This is a genomic window from Epilithonimonas arachidiradicis (assembly GCF_003610695.1).
Classification (GTDB): Bacteria; Bacteroidota; Bacteroidia; order Flavobacteriales; family Weeksellaceae; genus Epilithonimonas; species Epilithonimonas arachidiradicis.
On record NZ_RAQH01000010.1, the window covers coordinates 123,528 to 138,356 of the forward strand.

Here is a 14,829-nt window from a genome sequence, read left to right on the forward strand (position 1 = left end):
AAATATTACAACATTATATGCAAAACGGAATTATCATTTTAGACTTCGGTTCACAGTACAACCAACTCATTGGAAGAAGAATCCGTGAAATGGAAGTTTATTCGGAAATAGTACCATTCAACACACCATTAGCAGAAATTCTTGAGAAAAAACCAAGAGGAATCATCCTTTCCGGCGGTCCAAGTTCTGTGAACGCAGAAAATGCGCACCTTGTAGAAAAAGAATTGTATAAACAAGGAATTCCGGTTTTAGGAATCTGCTACGGAATGCAATTAACAGCACATCTTTTGGGCGGAAAAGTGGCCAAAGGAGAAAAAGGCGAGTATGGAAAAGCTCACCTTGAAATTGTAAAAGAAAACGAATTACTGAAAGGTGTTTATCAGAATTCAATCGTTTGGATGAGCCATTTTGATGAGGTTGCAGAATTGCCGGAAGGTTTTGAACTCAATGCAAAATCTGGTGTTATCGCTTCGATTTCAAATCCTGAAAAAAAAATTTACGCTGTACAATTTCATCCTGAAGTTTCTCATTCCGAAGAAGGAGGAAAGATGATTGAAAATTTCGTTTTTGGAATTTGTAAAGCAGACAAAAACTGGAAACTAACCAATTATATTGAGAAAACTGTTGCTGAAATCAAGGAAAAAGTGGGCGATCAAAAAGTGATTCTTGGATTGTCTGGAGGTGTTGATTCGTCTGTAGCTGCAGTTTTGATTCATAAAGCCATTGGCGACCAGCTGAATTGTATCTTCGTAGACACAGGACTTTTGAGAAAAGACGAGGGCAAAAAAGTAATGGAAAATTACGGCAAACATTTCCATATGAATATCAAAATGGTAGATGCTTCCGAAAGATTCTTATCCAAATTAGCAGGAGTTGGTGATCCTGAAGAAAAACGTAAAATCATCGGTAACGAATTTGTTCACGTCTTTGATGAAGAATCAAAACAAATCGAAGGTGCGAAATTCTTGGCACAAGGAACTATCTATCCGGATGTTATCGAATCACAATCTGTGAAAGGACCTTCTGCAGTTATCAAATCTCATCACAACGTTGGTGGGCTTCCCGAAGAAATGGAATTCGAATTGTTGGAACCTTTGAGGGAATTGTTCAAAGATGAGGTGAGAAAAGTAGGCGAGGAGTTGGGAATTCCACACGAGTTGGTTTACAGACATCCGTTTCCTGGTCCAGGTTTGGGAATCAGAGTTTTGGGAGAAGTTGATGCTGAAAAAGTTAGAATCTTGCAGGAAGCTGATGATATTTTCATCGAAGAATTATATAAAAATGATTTGTATGAGAAAGTTTCCCAGGCATTCGTGGTTCTTCTTCCGGTAAAATCTGTTGGCGTAATGGGAGATGAAAGAACTTACGAATATACAGCAGTAGTTCGTTCTGCCAACACAATTGATTTTATGACTGCAACCTGGAGCCGACTTCCGTATGAGTTTTTAGACACCGTTTCCAGCAGAATCATCAATGAGGTTAGAGGAATCAACAGAGTTGCTTATGATATCAGTTCAAAACCACCAGCAACCATCGAGTGGGAGTAATTGATGAATGAAAAAACCAGCAATTTATTGCTGGTTTTTCATTTGTTAATATTTGTTGCAGATTTTATCGTTTCCTCACATTCTGTAAAATATCAGGAAAGTAAGTGTCAGAAAGATGTTCGAACTCGTCACCCCGCATAAACATCGATGCATCAACTTGGTCGTAAGAGTCCCTTCCTGCTGCGGCAATCAGCTCGTTGCAGGTGTGTAACGTATTTTTATGAAACTGATAAACACGTTCGGTTTTGTCATTGGTATCCAATCCTTTGATAAGCATTTTGTCTTGTGTAGCAACACCGGTTGGGCAAGTGTTGGTGTTGCATCTCAATGCCTGGATACAGCCTAGAGAAAACATAAAACCTCTGGCATTATTACAAAGGTCAGCACCCATTGCAATGGCTCTCAAAATATCCAGCGACGTCAAAACTTTTCCACTGGCAATGATTCTTAGCTTGTCACGGACTTCGTAATTCATCAAAGTTTTGTTAACGAAAATCAAGGCCGGTTCCAAAGGCATACCGACACCATCTGAAAATTCCGGTGGTGCGGCACCAGTTCCACCCTCGGCACCATCTACGGTGATGAAATCCGGGTAAATATTCAGAATCGTCATCTGTTCACAAATATCTTCGAACTCTTTGGTGTCACCGATGCAAAGTTTGAATCCGACAGGTTTGCCGCCGGAAAGTTCACGCAGTTGATCCACAAATCTCAATAAACCCTCGGCATTAGAAAATGCACTGTGCGATGGCGGTGATAGAATTGTCACGCCAGGCGGAACGTGTCGGATTTTCGCAATTTCAGGCGTGTTTTTCACAGCGGGTAAAACTCCGCCGTGACCAGGTTTGGCACCTTGCGACAATTTGATTTCAACCATTTTGACATTGTCCATTGTCGCATATTTTCTGAATAATTCAGGATCAAAGTTTCCTGATTCATCTCTACAACCGAAATAACCTGTACCGATTTGCCAGCAAAGGTCGCCACCTTGCAAATGGTGCGGAGAGATGCCACCTTCGCCCGTGTTGTGGTAAAAGTTTCCTTTCTTCGCACCTCGGTTTAGTGCCATCTGAGCACGGTCGCTCAAGGCCCCAAAACTCATTGCAGAAATATTAAGAAGCGATGCATTGTAAGGCTGCTTGCAATTTTCGCCAATCAAAACTCTTGGCAATTCTTCTTTCGGATGTTTGGCGTAAATCGAATGTTTGATGCCTTCATATTTTCGATGATTAATTTCCAGCTGGGTCCCAAAAGGTACTGTGTCGCTCAAATTTTTTGACCGTCTGTAAACTGCAGATCTCTGATTTCTTGGAAACGGTTTTCCATCGGTTTCTCTTTCAATAAAATACTGTTGAATCTCCGGTGAAATTTCCTCAAAAATATATCGGAAATATCCAAGAACAGGGAAGTTTCTAAGAATCGCATGTTTCGTCTGATAAGTGTTGTGAATTCCCAAAATATAAAGGACAGTCAGAAAAATTGGAATCCAGTAATGGGCTTTGATGAGCAAAGCAGTTGCCCAGGTTACAATTAAAACCACGATTCCCCACAGGATAAATTGATTCCTCATAATGAATTTTGTGTTTGATGTTAAATATAAACCATTTCAAAGATAAATTTGAAATGGTTTTAAAACTAATATTTTAATTTAAAAATAGTTATTTTTCTATGACTATTGAAGTATAGTAAGAGTATAATTCCCAACCTAAGGTTTCATAAAGTGATTTGCCTTCACTTGTTGCAACCAAAAAATTGGTATAAATTTTTTTAGATAAAGCGATAATTTCTAATTGTTTCATCAAAAAAGTTGCAAGACCCTTGCGTTTGTGTTGATCTTCTGTAAATATGCGGTCATAAACTGCGATGTTTTCTACAATAATCATTCTACCTTCAGAAGCAAGTTCGTTATTTTGAGTCAGAATCCTGATAACAAATGTCGAATTATAATTTTCAATTTCAAATTTATAAGCTGGATGTAACTCTGCTTTTGGAATGTTCATTGGCGTTCCGCAATGCATCATAAAACCTTGTGGCTGAACTTTCCACTTGTCTGCAACTTTATTCTGAATTTCTTCCGGAAGACCACAAAACTTTAAATAAATCCAAGGCTCGGTAATCTCTTTTGAAAGTTGAATAAAATCCTCATTCATTTCCGGAAAAACATAACGGGATTTTTGTTTTTCGAAACCAACATCTACTCTGAATCCAGACTTATATTTGATAGGTAATGGGAGTTTTCTTGATAAACACCAGGCAGTCAGCCATTTTTCAATAATGTCTTTAGATACAGAATTTTTCATTAAAAGAGTTGATCTTGAAATTACTTATTACTATATATGACGTAATAATTTTTATCGAACTCAACCGGTTTATCAGATTTCAAAGTAGTTGTCTGATTCTGTTCCGTTGGTTTCAGTTCCTGTCCATCTGCCAATCGGATTGGGAGTTTCAAATTCGGAACAACATTCGTCCATTTATAAGTCAGCTGATTACCGTTTTGCTTATATTCCAAAGTCGGGATTTTGATGGTTGTCAAATATTGCTCAAAAATCGATTTTAAATCAATGCCGGATTTTTCAGAAAAGTAATTCTGAATTTGTGCAGAAGTTACAGTCTGATGATAAAAATCTTTATTCAAACCTCTTAAGATTTGACGAAATTTCTCATCATTATTAATCACCTGACGAATTGTGTGAATCATATTCGCACCTTTTGGATACATATCGCCGCTGCCTTCATTTCGGATGCCGTATATCCCGATAATTGGTTTATCATTTTGGATATTTCCTCTTAATCCTTGCAGATACTTGTTGCCGTCAGCTTTCCCAAAAACATAGTCCACAAACAAGGTTTCGGAATAGGTTGTGAAACTCTCGTGAATCCACATATCAGCTTGGTCTTTTGCCGTAATGTTGTTCGCAAACCACTCGTGTCCGGTTTCGTGGATGATGATGTAGTCCCACTTCAAGCCAATTCCAGTTCCGGACAGGTCTCTTCCCAGATAACCATTTTGGTATTTGTTTCCGTATGCAACGTTACTTTGATGTTCCATCCCAAGGTGCGGTGATTCTACCAATTTGTAAGAATCTTCGTAAAAAGGATAAGGTCCAAACCAATGCTCAAAGGCTTTCATCATTGGTTTTACTTGCTCAAATTGTTTTTTAGCTTTATCAAGATTGTAATCCAAAACCCAATAATCCAAGTCCAGTTTTCCCTTTTCTCCGTCAAAAGTGTCTTTGAAATTCACATATTTCCCAATGGATGGAATGATGGAATAATCATTAATTGGATTTTTCACTTCCCAAAGCCAGGATTTTTTATCCCCAAGATTTTCTTCTTTGATTAATCTTCCATTTCCAATGCCTACCAAATCCTTTGGTGTAATGATTTTGAAAGTGATTCCGTTATCAGGCTCATCACTCCAAATGTCTTTTACAGGAAGCCAAATGCTCGCACCGATTCCTTCATCAGCAGCAGTCATCCACGGATTTCCGTTTTTATCCTTTGTGAAAATCCAGCCGCCGTCCCAGGGCGCGTGTTTGGCAATCAAAGGATTTCCGGAATAATCAATATCAATCGTGTATTTTTCGCCTTTTTTGAATTTCTTTTTCGTTGTAAGAAAAATAAAATCGCAGTCAATTTTTTTATCGGTAATAGGAAAACTTGCTGTGATTTTGTCCGCTTTCATCGGTTTTTGCAAATCGATTTGGAAAGTCGGGTTTTTGATATCTTTCTCAATTGTCAAACTGATTTTATTACTTCCTTTGATACTTTTCGCATCGAAGTTGGGTTCCAGAACAATATCATATTTCTTCACATCCCAAAAGTTCCTGAATTCTGTATTAGAACCTTTTAAAGTGTCAATTTTGGTTGGTTTTGGGTCTTCAAACATCTGTGCTTGAGAAACACCTGATACCAATATAGCGAGCAGTAAGATTTTTTTCATTTTAATTATTTGAGGTCTAATAAGTTGGAATTTAACTGTTAAAAGTTACAGAAATTGGATATTAATTAACCACAATGTCACAAAGATTTCAACAAAGGTTCACTATAATAATTGTGGACTTTGTGAAAAGCCTAGTGACCCTCGTGGTTTAAAAAATTAAATCACATTTTCCTGATAAAAATGCTTCGTCTCTTCAATAATTTCATCAATTTGTTCAAGGGTTAAAGCCTGAAGAAACTTAGTTTTAAATTCTTTAAAGTGTGGAATTCCACGAAAATAATTGCTGTAATGCTGTCTCATTTCTACAATTCCCGGACGTTCTCCTTTCCATTCCACAGACCAAAGGGCATGGTTTTTCACCGCTTCCAGTCTCTCGGCAATAGTTGGTTCAGGAAGAATTTCTCCAGTCTCGAAAAAATGTTTGATCTCATTGAAAATCCAAGGGTAACCAATCGCACCACGACCAATCATTATTCCGTCGCAGTTGTATTTGTTTTTATATTCCAAAGCTTTTTCGGGAGAATCAACATCGCCGTTTCCAAAAATCGGAATTTCAATATTCGGATTATTTTTGATTCTTGAAATGTGTTCCCAGTCGGCTTCGCCTTTGTACATTTGAGCACGTGTTCTGGCGTGGATGGTTAAGGCTTTGATTCCAACATCCTGTAATCTTTCGGCAACTTCATCAATATTGATACTGCTGTCATCCCAGCCCAATCTGGTCTTTACAGTAACCGGCAAATGGGTAGAATTCACGACAGCTTTGGTTAATCTAACCATCAAATCGATGTCTTTCAAAACGCCTGCACCTGCGCCTTTGCAAACTACTTTTTTTACAGGACAACCAAAATTAATATCCACTAAATCCGGCTCAACTGTTTCCACGATTCTGGCAGACATTGCCATTGCTTCCTCATCGCCACCAAAAATCTGGATTCCGACAGGTCTTTCGTAATCGAAAATATCCAGCTTTTTGCGGCTCTTGATAGCATCACGAATCAATCCTTCTGAAGAAATAAACTCAGAATACATCAGGTCTGCGCCGTGCATTTTGCACAGTTTTCTAAAAGGTGGGTCACTTACATCTTCCATCGGTGCCAGCAAAAGCGGAAAATCCGGAAGTTCTATGTTGCCAATTTTTACCATTCTGCAAAGATAATCATTCCTGTTATTTCTAATTTAAATTCAGTCTTAATTCCTTTTTGGTAAATTTGTGGGGTAAATTAATGAATATGAAAAGAGTATTTCTGGCGGCTGTTCTGGCTTCAATTGTGGCTTGTTCAAAAAGTGATAATTCAGGAAACAAAGATGTTCTGAAAGAAGAACCAGAAGCTGCGCCAAAAGTTGTAACGGACCCAATTGCTGAAGGTCAGTCTTTAGTGGAAGGCGCAGATTGTTTAGGATGTCATAAAATGGATGAACGAATGATTGGCCCGTCTTACAAAGAAGTGGCTGCGAAATATGAAAACACGCCTGAAAATGTAGAATTGCTGGCGGATAAAATCATCAAAGGAAGTTCGGGAATTTGGGGTGATGTTCCAATGCCGGCTCATAATGGATTGAGCAAAGAAAATGCGAAATTTATGGCGCAATATATTTTATCTTCAAAATAATTTATAGCTCTGACTATAAGAATTAAAGGCAGTTTTGAACTGTCTTTTTTCGTTTATGCTTCTTTTGGAGAAAATGATTATCTTTTCAAAAACAAAATCTATGAAGTCTATCTTATATTCTGCTCTATTTTTTTCCGCATCATTATGTGCGCAGGAACATCAATATGATTATACTTTTTTTACAAACAGTCTGATGAAGGACAATTTCTTCTACGGCAATGTAAAATCTTCAGGTTCTGCGTCTGTGAAAAATCAAAATAATAAATTGCTGGTTGATAAAAATGAATTTCACTCGCCTGGAAATTCTCTTTTGTTGGATTATAAAAATGCAAAAGACGGTAAATGGGAAGCATCGATAGAATATGAAGATGTAAGAGGAAAAGATTTCTTTACTCAATCCAATTTCCTAAGTTTTTGGATTAAATCTGAGAAAAATGATTCCAATATTTTACCAGCTGTGAAAATTCAGAAAACAGACGGAAGTTTTTCAAAACCAGTAACACTTAAGCTGACGAAAAAGAATCAGTGGGAAAATATTCTAATTGATATGTCAACTTTGGATGCTTCTGTGAAAGATAATCCGAAATCAGTCAAAGCGATTGTTTTTTCTCAACCAGAAAATTCTGATTCCAATAACAAAATTTGGTTAGACGATATTACTTTTATAGATTCAAGAGAAAAGAAGAAGATTGCTGAAACTCCAAAAATTTCATTGGCGAAAGGTTATATGAAACACGTGGATTTGAAATGGAATCCAATCAAAGACAATAATATCAAATATGTGAAAATCTATCGTTCCAAAAATGGAAAAGATTTTAAACCGGTTGGAATTCAGGATGCTTATGTTGATAGATTTGCAGATTTCACTAATGAAACCGGAAAGAAATATTCCTATAAAATCAGTTTCCTCGACAAACTTTTCAACGAATCAAGATTATCAGAAGTTGTTTCCGCCGAGACCAGAAATATGTCAGATGAGGAATTGATGACGATGGTTCAGGAAGCATCTTTTAATTATTATTGGGACGGCGCAGAAACGGAAAGCGGCTTGTCAAAAGAAAATACCAACGGAAGACAGAATATGATTGCAACCGGAGCTTCAGGTTTTGGAATTATGGCTCTGATTGCCGGAACTGAACGGGGATTTATCTCCAGAAAAGAAGCGGTCGATAGATTTACCAAGATTGTTAATTTCATAGAAAAAGCCGATAAATACCACGGCGCAGTTGCACATTTTATCGACGGAAAAACAGGAAAAACCGAACCTTTTTTCGGAAAGAGAGACAACGGAGCCGATTTGGTAGAAACATCGTTTTTCGTTCAGGGATTGTTGGCGGCGCATCAATATTTTAACAAAGACAATACGGAAGAAAAAAATATCAGAACAAAAATCGACCAATTCTGGAAAGGAATCGAGTGGGACTGGTTCAAACAAACGCCAGATAGCAAATTTCTATATTGGCATTGGTCGCCCGACCAGGCTTGGACAATCAATCACCGACTGATTGGCTGGAACGAAACAATGGTAACTTACCTGATGGCTATTGCTTCGCCAACACATCCAGTTCCGGCAAGTATGTATTATTCGGGTTGGGCAAGTCAGGATAAGATTGCGCAGGATTACCGTAAAGATTGGGGGAAATCTGATGAAGGTGCAATGTACACCAATGGAAATACTTATTACGGCATCAAGCTGGATGTCGGCGTCAACAAAGGCGGTCCGCTGTTTTTCGCACATTATTCATTTATGGGATATGACCCGCACGGATTGACGGACAGATACACGAACTATTTCAAAAACAATCAGAACATTGCCAAAATCAATTATCTGTATTGTGTCGAAAATCCGAAGAAACAAAAAGGTTACGGCAAAGACGGTTGGGGGTTAACAGCTTCCGATGGACCAAATGGCTACAATCCTGATGAGCCTGTGGAAAGAGAAGACACAGGAAAATTAACGCCAACCGGTGCGATTGCTTCCTTCCCTTATACACCAAAAGAATCTATGGCGGTTTTGAAAAATTTCTACCTCAATTATGGCGATTTTCTTTGGGGTGAATATGGTTTCCGGGATTCATTTGATTTGAATAATAATTGGTGTTCGCCGATTTTTATGGGACTGAATCAGGCGCCAATGACCGTGATGATGGAAAATCACAGAACGGGTTTGATTTGGAAATTATTTATGAGTCATCCCGATGTGAAAGCTGGAATCGAAAAATTGAACAAGGAAAAATAATGTCTGAAAAATCCAGCTTACATCCAAGAAATCTCCATCGTAATTCTTATGATTTTGAAGAATTAATTTCTGTCGTTCCAGAGTTGAAGCATTATGTATTTAAAAATGATTACGATACATTGACTATCAATTTCAGTATTCCGAAAGCGGTCAGGTTACTTAATAAAGCTTTGCTTCTGAAATGTTATAATGTCAAAGAATGGGATATTCCGGAAGGTAATCTTTGTCCACCGATTCCAGGTCGAGCAGATTACGTTCATTATTTAGCGGACTTGTTGGCAGAAGAAAATGGAAATATTCCAAAAGGAAATTCAGTCAAAGGTTTAGATATTGGAATGGGAGCTAATCTTGTTTATCCTCTGATTGCTAATCAATCTTATGGCTGGAAAATGTTGGGAACGGATATCAATAAAGATTCTCTGGATAATGCTCAAAAGATTTTAGAAAGCAATCCTGATTTAAAAGAAAATATCCAACTTAAATTTCAACCGGAATCAGAATTTATTTTCAAAAATATTATTTTAAAAGATGATAAATTCACATTTTCGATGTGCAATCCGCCTTTCCACGACTCGGAAGAATCAGCTTTACAAGGCAATCGAAGAAAGAATAACAATCTCAGAAAAAAGAAAATTCAAAATCCAAAACTCAATTTCGGAGGTCAGCAATCCGAATTATGGTGTGAAGGTGGGGAAATGGCTTTCATCAAAAAAATGATAAATGAAAGTGTAGAATTTTCCTCAAACGTTCTTTGGTTCACAAGTTTGGTTTCCAAAAAAGACAATCTGCATCAGTTGACTACTCTTCTTAAAAATCTCAAAGTACCCGAATTCAAAATCATTGATGTGGCGCAAGGTCAAAAAATTAGCAGGATTTTAGCTTGGACATTTATTCCGAAAGAAAATAGGAAAGATTGGTTTTAAATAAATATTTTTAAAATGGATAGAATAGAGAGAGGTGAAGAGCCAATGATTTTTTCTTTAAGTGAAGATGATAAAGAAATGAATTCTGCTATTGAGTTAGCGAATAAAACTTTAGAGGATTTTGATAAAGCTTTAAAGTTTTCAGAAAATGAAAAGTTTGCTTTAAAGATTCGTTATGATGTTGATGATAAATCGGAGCATATTTGGGCTGTTAATATTGAAAAGATAGATGATGATTATTTTGGAATTATTGATAACTTACCCAATTCGGTAACCGACATAAAATTAACCGATAAAGTTAAAATCGATAAAGATAAAATTTCTGATTGGATGTTTTCGAAAAAAGGAAAGTTAGTTGGAGGCTTTACAATTAGGGTTATACGCAATCGAATGTCAGAATTAGAAAAAGAAAAATTTGACAAAGAATTCATTCTTTCCATTGATTAACTATTCTGAATTTTGCTGAGCAAAGCGCCTTTGCGAACCTTAAATATCTTCAATAATTTCAAAAAATATTTGCGCACTTTGCGTTCAAATTACTCACTAAAATTTAACTTCCACAACCATTTAAAAATCACTATTTTTGCAATTCGAAAAAATTGAATTAAAATGTCATTATCAGAACAGGAAATTATCCGTCGCGAGAAACTACAGAAATTGACCGATTTGGGAATCGATGCATTCCCAGCCGCTGAATACAAAATCACTGATTCCACCAAATCTATAAAACAGGATTTCGAAGAAGGGAAGAAGGTGGTGATTGCCGGACGTTTGATGTCCAGAAGAATTCAGGGGAAGGCAAGTTTTGCAGAATTGCAGGATTCTGAAGGTAGAATTCAGGTTTATTTTAACCGCGATGAGATTTGTACTGGTGAAGACAAGACTTTATACAACGAGGTTTACAAGCATCTTTTAGATATCGGTGATATCATCGGCATCGAAGGTGAATTGTTCAAAACTCAGGTTGGAGAGATGACAGTAATGGTGAAGAATTTCACATTGTTGACCAAATCTCTTCGTCCGCTTCCGCTTCCAAAAGTAGATGCAGAAGGTAATGTTTTTGACGGTTTTACAGATGCGGAATTGCGTTACAGACAGCGTTATGCAGATTTGGTTGTGAATCCTCACGTGAAAGAAATCTTCGTCAAAAGAACAAAATTGTTCAATGCAATGAGGACGTTTTTCAATGATGCTGGCTATTTTGAAGTTGAAACGCCAATCTTGCAATCCATTCCTGGTGGAGCTGCGGCAAGACCATTTATCACCCATCACAATGCTTTGGATATTCCTTTATATCTTAGAATTGCCAACGAATTATATCTGAAAAGATTAATCGTTGGTGGATTTGACGGTGTGTATGAATTCTCGAAAAACTTCAGAAATGAAGGGATGGACAGAACGCACAATCCGGAATTCACGGCAATGGAAATCTATGTAGCTTACAAAGATTACAATTGGATGATGGATTTTACAGAGAAATTGTTGGAATTCTGTGCGACTTCCGTAAACGGCTCTTCGGAATCAACTTTCGGAGAACATAAAATCAGCTGGAAAGCACCTTATCCAAGAGTATCTATGACAGAAGCTATTCTGAAATACACAGGTTTCGACATCACTGGAAAGTCTGAGCAGGAATTATTCGACTTCGCAAAATCTATCGGAATCGAGGTTGATGAAACAATGGGTAAAGGAAAACTGATTGATGAGATTTTTGGAGAGAAATGCGAAGGAAACTTCATTCAGCCGACTTTCATTACAGATTATCCTGTTGAGATGTCACCTTTGACGAAGAAACACAGAAGTCAGGAAGGTTTGACAGAACGTTTCGAATTAATGGTTTGCGGAAAAGAAATCGCGAATGCTTATTCTGAGTTGAATGACCCGATCGACCAAAGACAGCGTTTTGAACATCAATTATTATTGTCAGAAAAAGGGGATGATGAAGCTGGGCAATTTATTGATGAAGATTTCCTTAGAGCTTTGGAATATGGAATGCCGCCAACTTCTGGTTTAGGAATCGGTATGGACAGATTAATTATGTTCCTGACTAACAATCCATCAATCCAGGAAGTTCTTTTCTTTCCTCAAATGAGACCTGAGAAAAAAACTCCGGTAGTGGAATTGGGAGAAGATGAAAAAGTGATTCTTGAAATCCTTAATTCACAGGAAGAGGCAATGGAACTGAATGAAGTAAAAAATCGTTCTCAGCTTTCCGGTAAAAAATGGGACAAGGCTTCTAAAACTTTAACTAAAAATAATTTGGTAAAAGTTGAGAAAATCGATGAGGTTTTATTGATGAAACTGGTTTAATTTCTCATTGAATATAAATTAAAAGCGGACTGTGTAGTTCGCTTTTTTATTTGCATTCCTGTTGAAAACTAACCCATTTTTTAGCTTTCATATCTCGAATTTTTTCACGATATTTGTGAGCATTTTAATAGAAATAACACTTTGTAAAATTATCGGCTAAGTGCTGATTATAAGAATAATATGAGTCAAAAACAATATACAGCAAGTAGTATTCAGGCATTGGAAGGAATGGAGCACGTTCGTATGCGTCCTTCGATGTACATTGGTGATGTAGGAGTCAGAGGTCTCCACCATTTGGTTTATGAAGTCGTGGATAACTCTATCGATGAAGCTTTAGCCGGATATTGTGATACAATCACTGTTGCGATAAAAGAAGGTAATGCGATCGAAGTTATGGATAACGGTCGTGGTATTCCGGTCGATTTTCACGAGAAAGAACAGAAGTCTGCGCTGGAAGTTGTAATGACCAAAATCGGAGCCGGTGGTAAGTTTGACAAAGATTCTTACAAAGTTTCCGGAGGTCTTCACGGGGTCGGGGTTTCTTGTGTTAACGCACTTTCCAACGAAATGATTACAACTGTTTACAGAGATGGGAATGTTTATCAGCAGGTTTATTCCCGAGGAAAAGCGCAAACCGGGGTTGAAGAGATAGGCAACAGCGATTACAGAGGAACGAAACAGTTTTTCCAGCCGGATGATTCTATTTTTACTGAGTTAGTTTACAATTATGATACGTTGGCAACCAGATTAAGAGAGTTGGCTTATCTTAATAAAGGAATTACAATTACGTTAACCGACGAAAGGGAAAAACTGGAAGACGGTTCTTTCAAATCAGAAGTGTTCCATTCGGAAGGCGGATTGAAAGAGTTTGTTGAATATATCGACGGAAACCGCGAATCTATAATGGAACACGTGATTTTTATGGAAGGTGAGCGTGATGATATTCCAGTAGAAGTGGCAATGCGTTATAACACGTCTTTCAACGAGAACTTGCATTCTTACGTTAATAATATCAATACCCACGAAGGTGGAACGCACTTGGCAGGTTTTAGAAGAGCTTTGACAAGAACCTTGAAAAAATATGCCGATGAGTTAGGACTTCCTGCAAAAGAAAAAGTAGAAGTTACAGGAGACGATTTCCGAGAAGGCTTGACAGCAGTGGTTTCTGTAAAGGTAATGGAGCCTCAGTTCGAAGGTCAGACTAAAACTAAATTGGGTAACTCAGAAGTTTCCGGCGCGGTTGATAAGATCGTGGGCGAAATGCTGACTAATTTCCTGGAGGAAAACCCAAACGAGGCAAAAACAATTGTTCAAAAAGTTGTTTTAGCGGCAAAAGCCAGACAGGCTGCGAAGAAAGCACGTGAAATGGTTCAGAGAAAATCGCCGATGGGTGGTTCTGGGTTGCCAGGGAAATTATCTGACTGTTCTTCGAAAGACCCGGCTGAATCCGAGATTTTCCTGGTTGAGGGAGATTCCGCAGGTGGAACGGCAAAGCAAGGTCGTGACCGTCATTTCCAGGCGATTCTTCCACTGAGAGGTAAGATTCTGAATGTAGAGAAATCAATGCTTCACAAGGTTTATGATAATGAGGAAATCAAGAATATCTACACAGCGCTTGGTGTTTCTGTTGGAACAGAAGAAGATTCCAAAGCGTTGAATATGGCCAAATTAAGATATCACAAAATCGTGATTATGACCGATGCCGATATCGACGGTTCCCACATTTCGACGTTGATTCTGACCTTCTTCTTCAGATATATGAAAGAGCTGATTGAGAACGGATATATCTATATCGCCCAACCACCTTTGTATTTATTAAAGAAAGGAAATAAGAAGCAATATGCTTACAACGAAAAGGAGCGCGAAGAGTTTACTTTAGAAATGTCACCGGATGGAAAAGGCGTAGAAGTGCAACGTTACAAAGGTCTTGGAGAGATGAATCCTGAACAACTTTGGGAAACAACTTTGAATCCGGAACACAGGATTTTGAAACAAGTAACAATTGATAATGCTGTTGAAGCAGATTCAACTTTCTCTATGCTGATGGGAGACGAAGTGCCGCCGAGAAGAGAATTTATCGAGAAAAATGCGGTTTACGCAAGAATCGATGCTTAAATCATTTTTATAAAAATAAAACCTTCCAATTTTTGGAAGGTTTTTTGTTAATGACCAATTATTTATATTAAGTGTTTACTTCTTATATTAGTAAAAAATTTAGTTGAAATTATTTTGCGAGCTTTCCTTCAAACTT

11 protein-coding genes are annotated in these 14,829 nt (G+C 37.6%); 7 read left to right on the forward strand and 4 right to left on the reverse strand.

Annotated features, from left to right (window positions below; translation table 11 throughout):
* Nucleotides 1-17: 17 nt before the first annotated feature.
* Complete coding sequence (gene guaA, locus BXY58_RS14965) at nucleotides 18-1,547, forward strand: glutamine-hydrolyzing GMP synthase (protein WP_120214675.1); 1,530 nt, start codon at nucleotides 18-20, stop codon at nucleotides 1,545-1,547.
* Between the two features lie 64 nt (nucleotides 1,548-1,611).
* On the opposite strand, the gene BXY58_RS14970 is transcribed toward guaA, so the two are convergent.
* From BXY58_RS14970 to dusB, 4 genes are all read right to left on the reverse strand, one after another.
* Nucleotides 1,612-3,117: an FMN-binding glutamate synthase family protein gene (locus BXY58_RS14970; RefSeq protein WP_120214676.1), complete on the reverse strand. Its 1,506-nt coding sequence runs from the start codon at nucleotides 3,115-3,117 to the stop codon at nucleotides 1,612-1,614.
* Nucleotides 3,118-3,205: 88 nt separating this feature from the next.
* Nucleotides 3,206-3,847: a GNAT family N-acetyltransferase gene (locus BXY58_RS14975; RefSeq protein ID WP_120214677.1), complete on the reverse strand. Its 642-nt coding sequence runs from the start codon at nucleotides 3,845-3,847 to the stop codon at nucleotides 3,206-3,208.
* Between the two features lie 20 nt (nucleotides 3,848-3,867).
* Nucleotides 3,868-5,493 carry a M1 family metallopeptidase gene (locus tag BXY58_RS14980; RefSeq protein WP_120214678.1) on the reverse strand — a complete coding sequence of 542 codons (1,626 nt, stop codon included), beginning with the start codon at nucleotides 5,491-5,493 and terminating at the stop codon, nucleotides 3,868-3,870.
* A 156-nt stretch (nucleotides 5,494-5,649) separates the two neighbouring features.
* Nucleotides 5,650-6,639 (reverse strand): tRNA dihydrouridine synthase DusB, encoded by a 990-nt coding sequence (dusB, locus tag BXY58_RS14985; RefSeq protein WP_120214679.1) that lies wholly within the window; start codon nucleotides 6,637-6,639, stop codon nucleotides 5,650-5,652.
* An 86-nt stretch (nucleotides 6,640-6,725) separates the two neighbouring features.
* Here dusB and BXY58_RS14990 point away from each other — a divergent pair, with 86 nt between their 5' ends.
* The 6 genes from BXY58_RS14990 to gyrB all read left to right on the forward strand — a co-directional run bounded on the left by BXY58_RS14990 (nucleotide 6,726) and on the right by gyrB (nucleotide 14,693).
* A complete protein-coding gene (locus BXY58_RS14990; protein WP_120214680.1) occupies nucleotides 6,726-7,106 on the forward strand; it encodes a c-type cytochrome in 381 nt (126 codons plus the stop codon).
* Between the two features lie 100 nt (nucleotides 7,107-7,206).
* On the forward strand, nucleotides 7,207-9,345 hold the full coding sequence (locus tag BXY58_RS14995) for a glucoamylase family protein (RefSeq protein ID WP_120214727.1): 2,139 nt from the start codon (nucleotides 7,207-7,209) through the stop codon (nucleotides 9,343-9,345).
* Complete coding sequence (gene rlmF, locus BXY58_RS15000; RefSeq protein WP_170144252.1) at nucleotides 9,345-10,268, forward strand: 23S rRNA (adenine(1618)-N(6))-methyltransferase RlmF; 924 nt, start codon at nucleotides 9,345-9,347, stop codon at nucleotides 10,266-10,268. Before BXY58_RS14995 ends, rlmF begins: the two co-directional genes overlap by 1 nt.
* Before the next feature lie 15 nt (nucleotides 10,269-10,283).
* Nucleotides 10,284-10,715 carry a DUF2314 domain-containing protein gene (locus BXY58_RS15005; RefSeq protein ID WP_120214681.1) on the forward strand — a complete coding sequence of 144 codons (432 nt, stop codon included), beginning with the start codon at nucleotides 10,284-10,286 and terminating at the stop codon, nucleotides 10,713-10,715.
* 162 nt (nucleotides 10,716-10,877) lie between these two features.
* Nucleotides 10,878-12,578, forward strand: coding sequence for a lysine--tRNA ligase (lysS, locus tag BXY58_RS15010; RefSeq protein WP_120214682.1), 1,701 nt, complete (start codon nucleotides 10,878-10,880; stop codon nucleotides 12,576-12,578).
* Nucleotides 12,579-12,758: 180 nt separating this feature from the next.
* Nucleotides 12,759-14,693, forward strand: a complete 1,935-nt coding sequence (gyrB, locus tag BXY58_RS15015; protein WP_120214683.1) for a DNA topoisomerase (ATP-hydrolyzing) subunit B — start codon at nucleotides 12,759-12,761, stop codon at nucleotides 14,691-14,693.
* Nucleotides 14,694-14,829 lie beyond the last annotated feature (136 nt).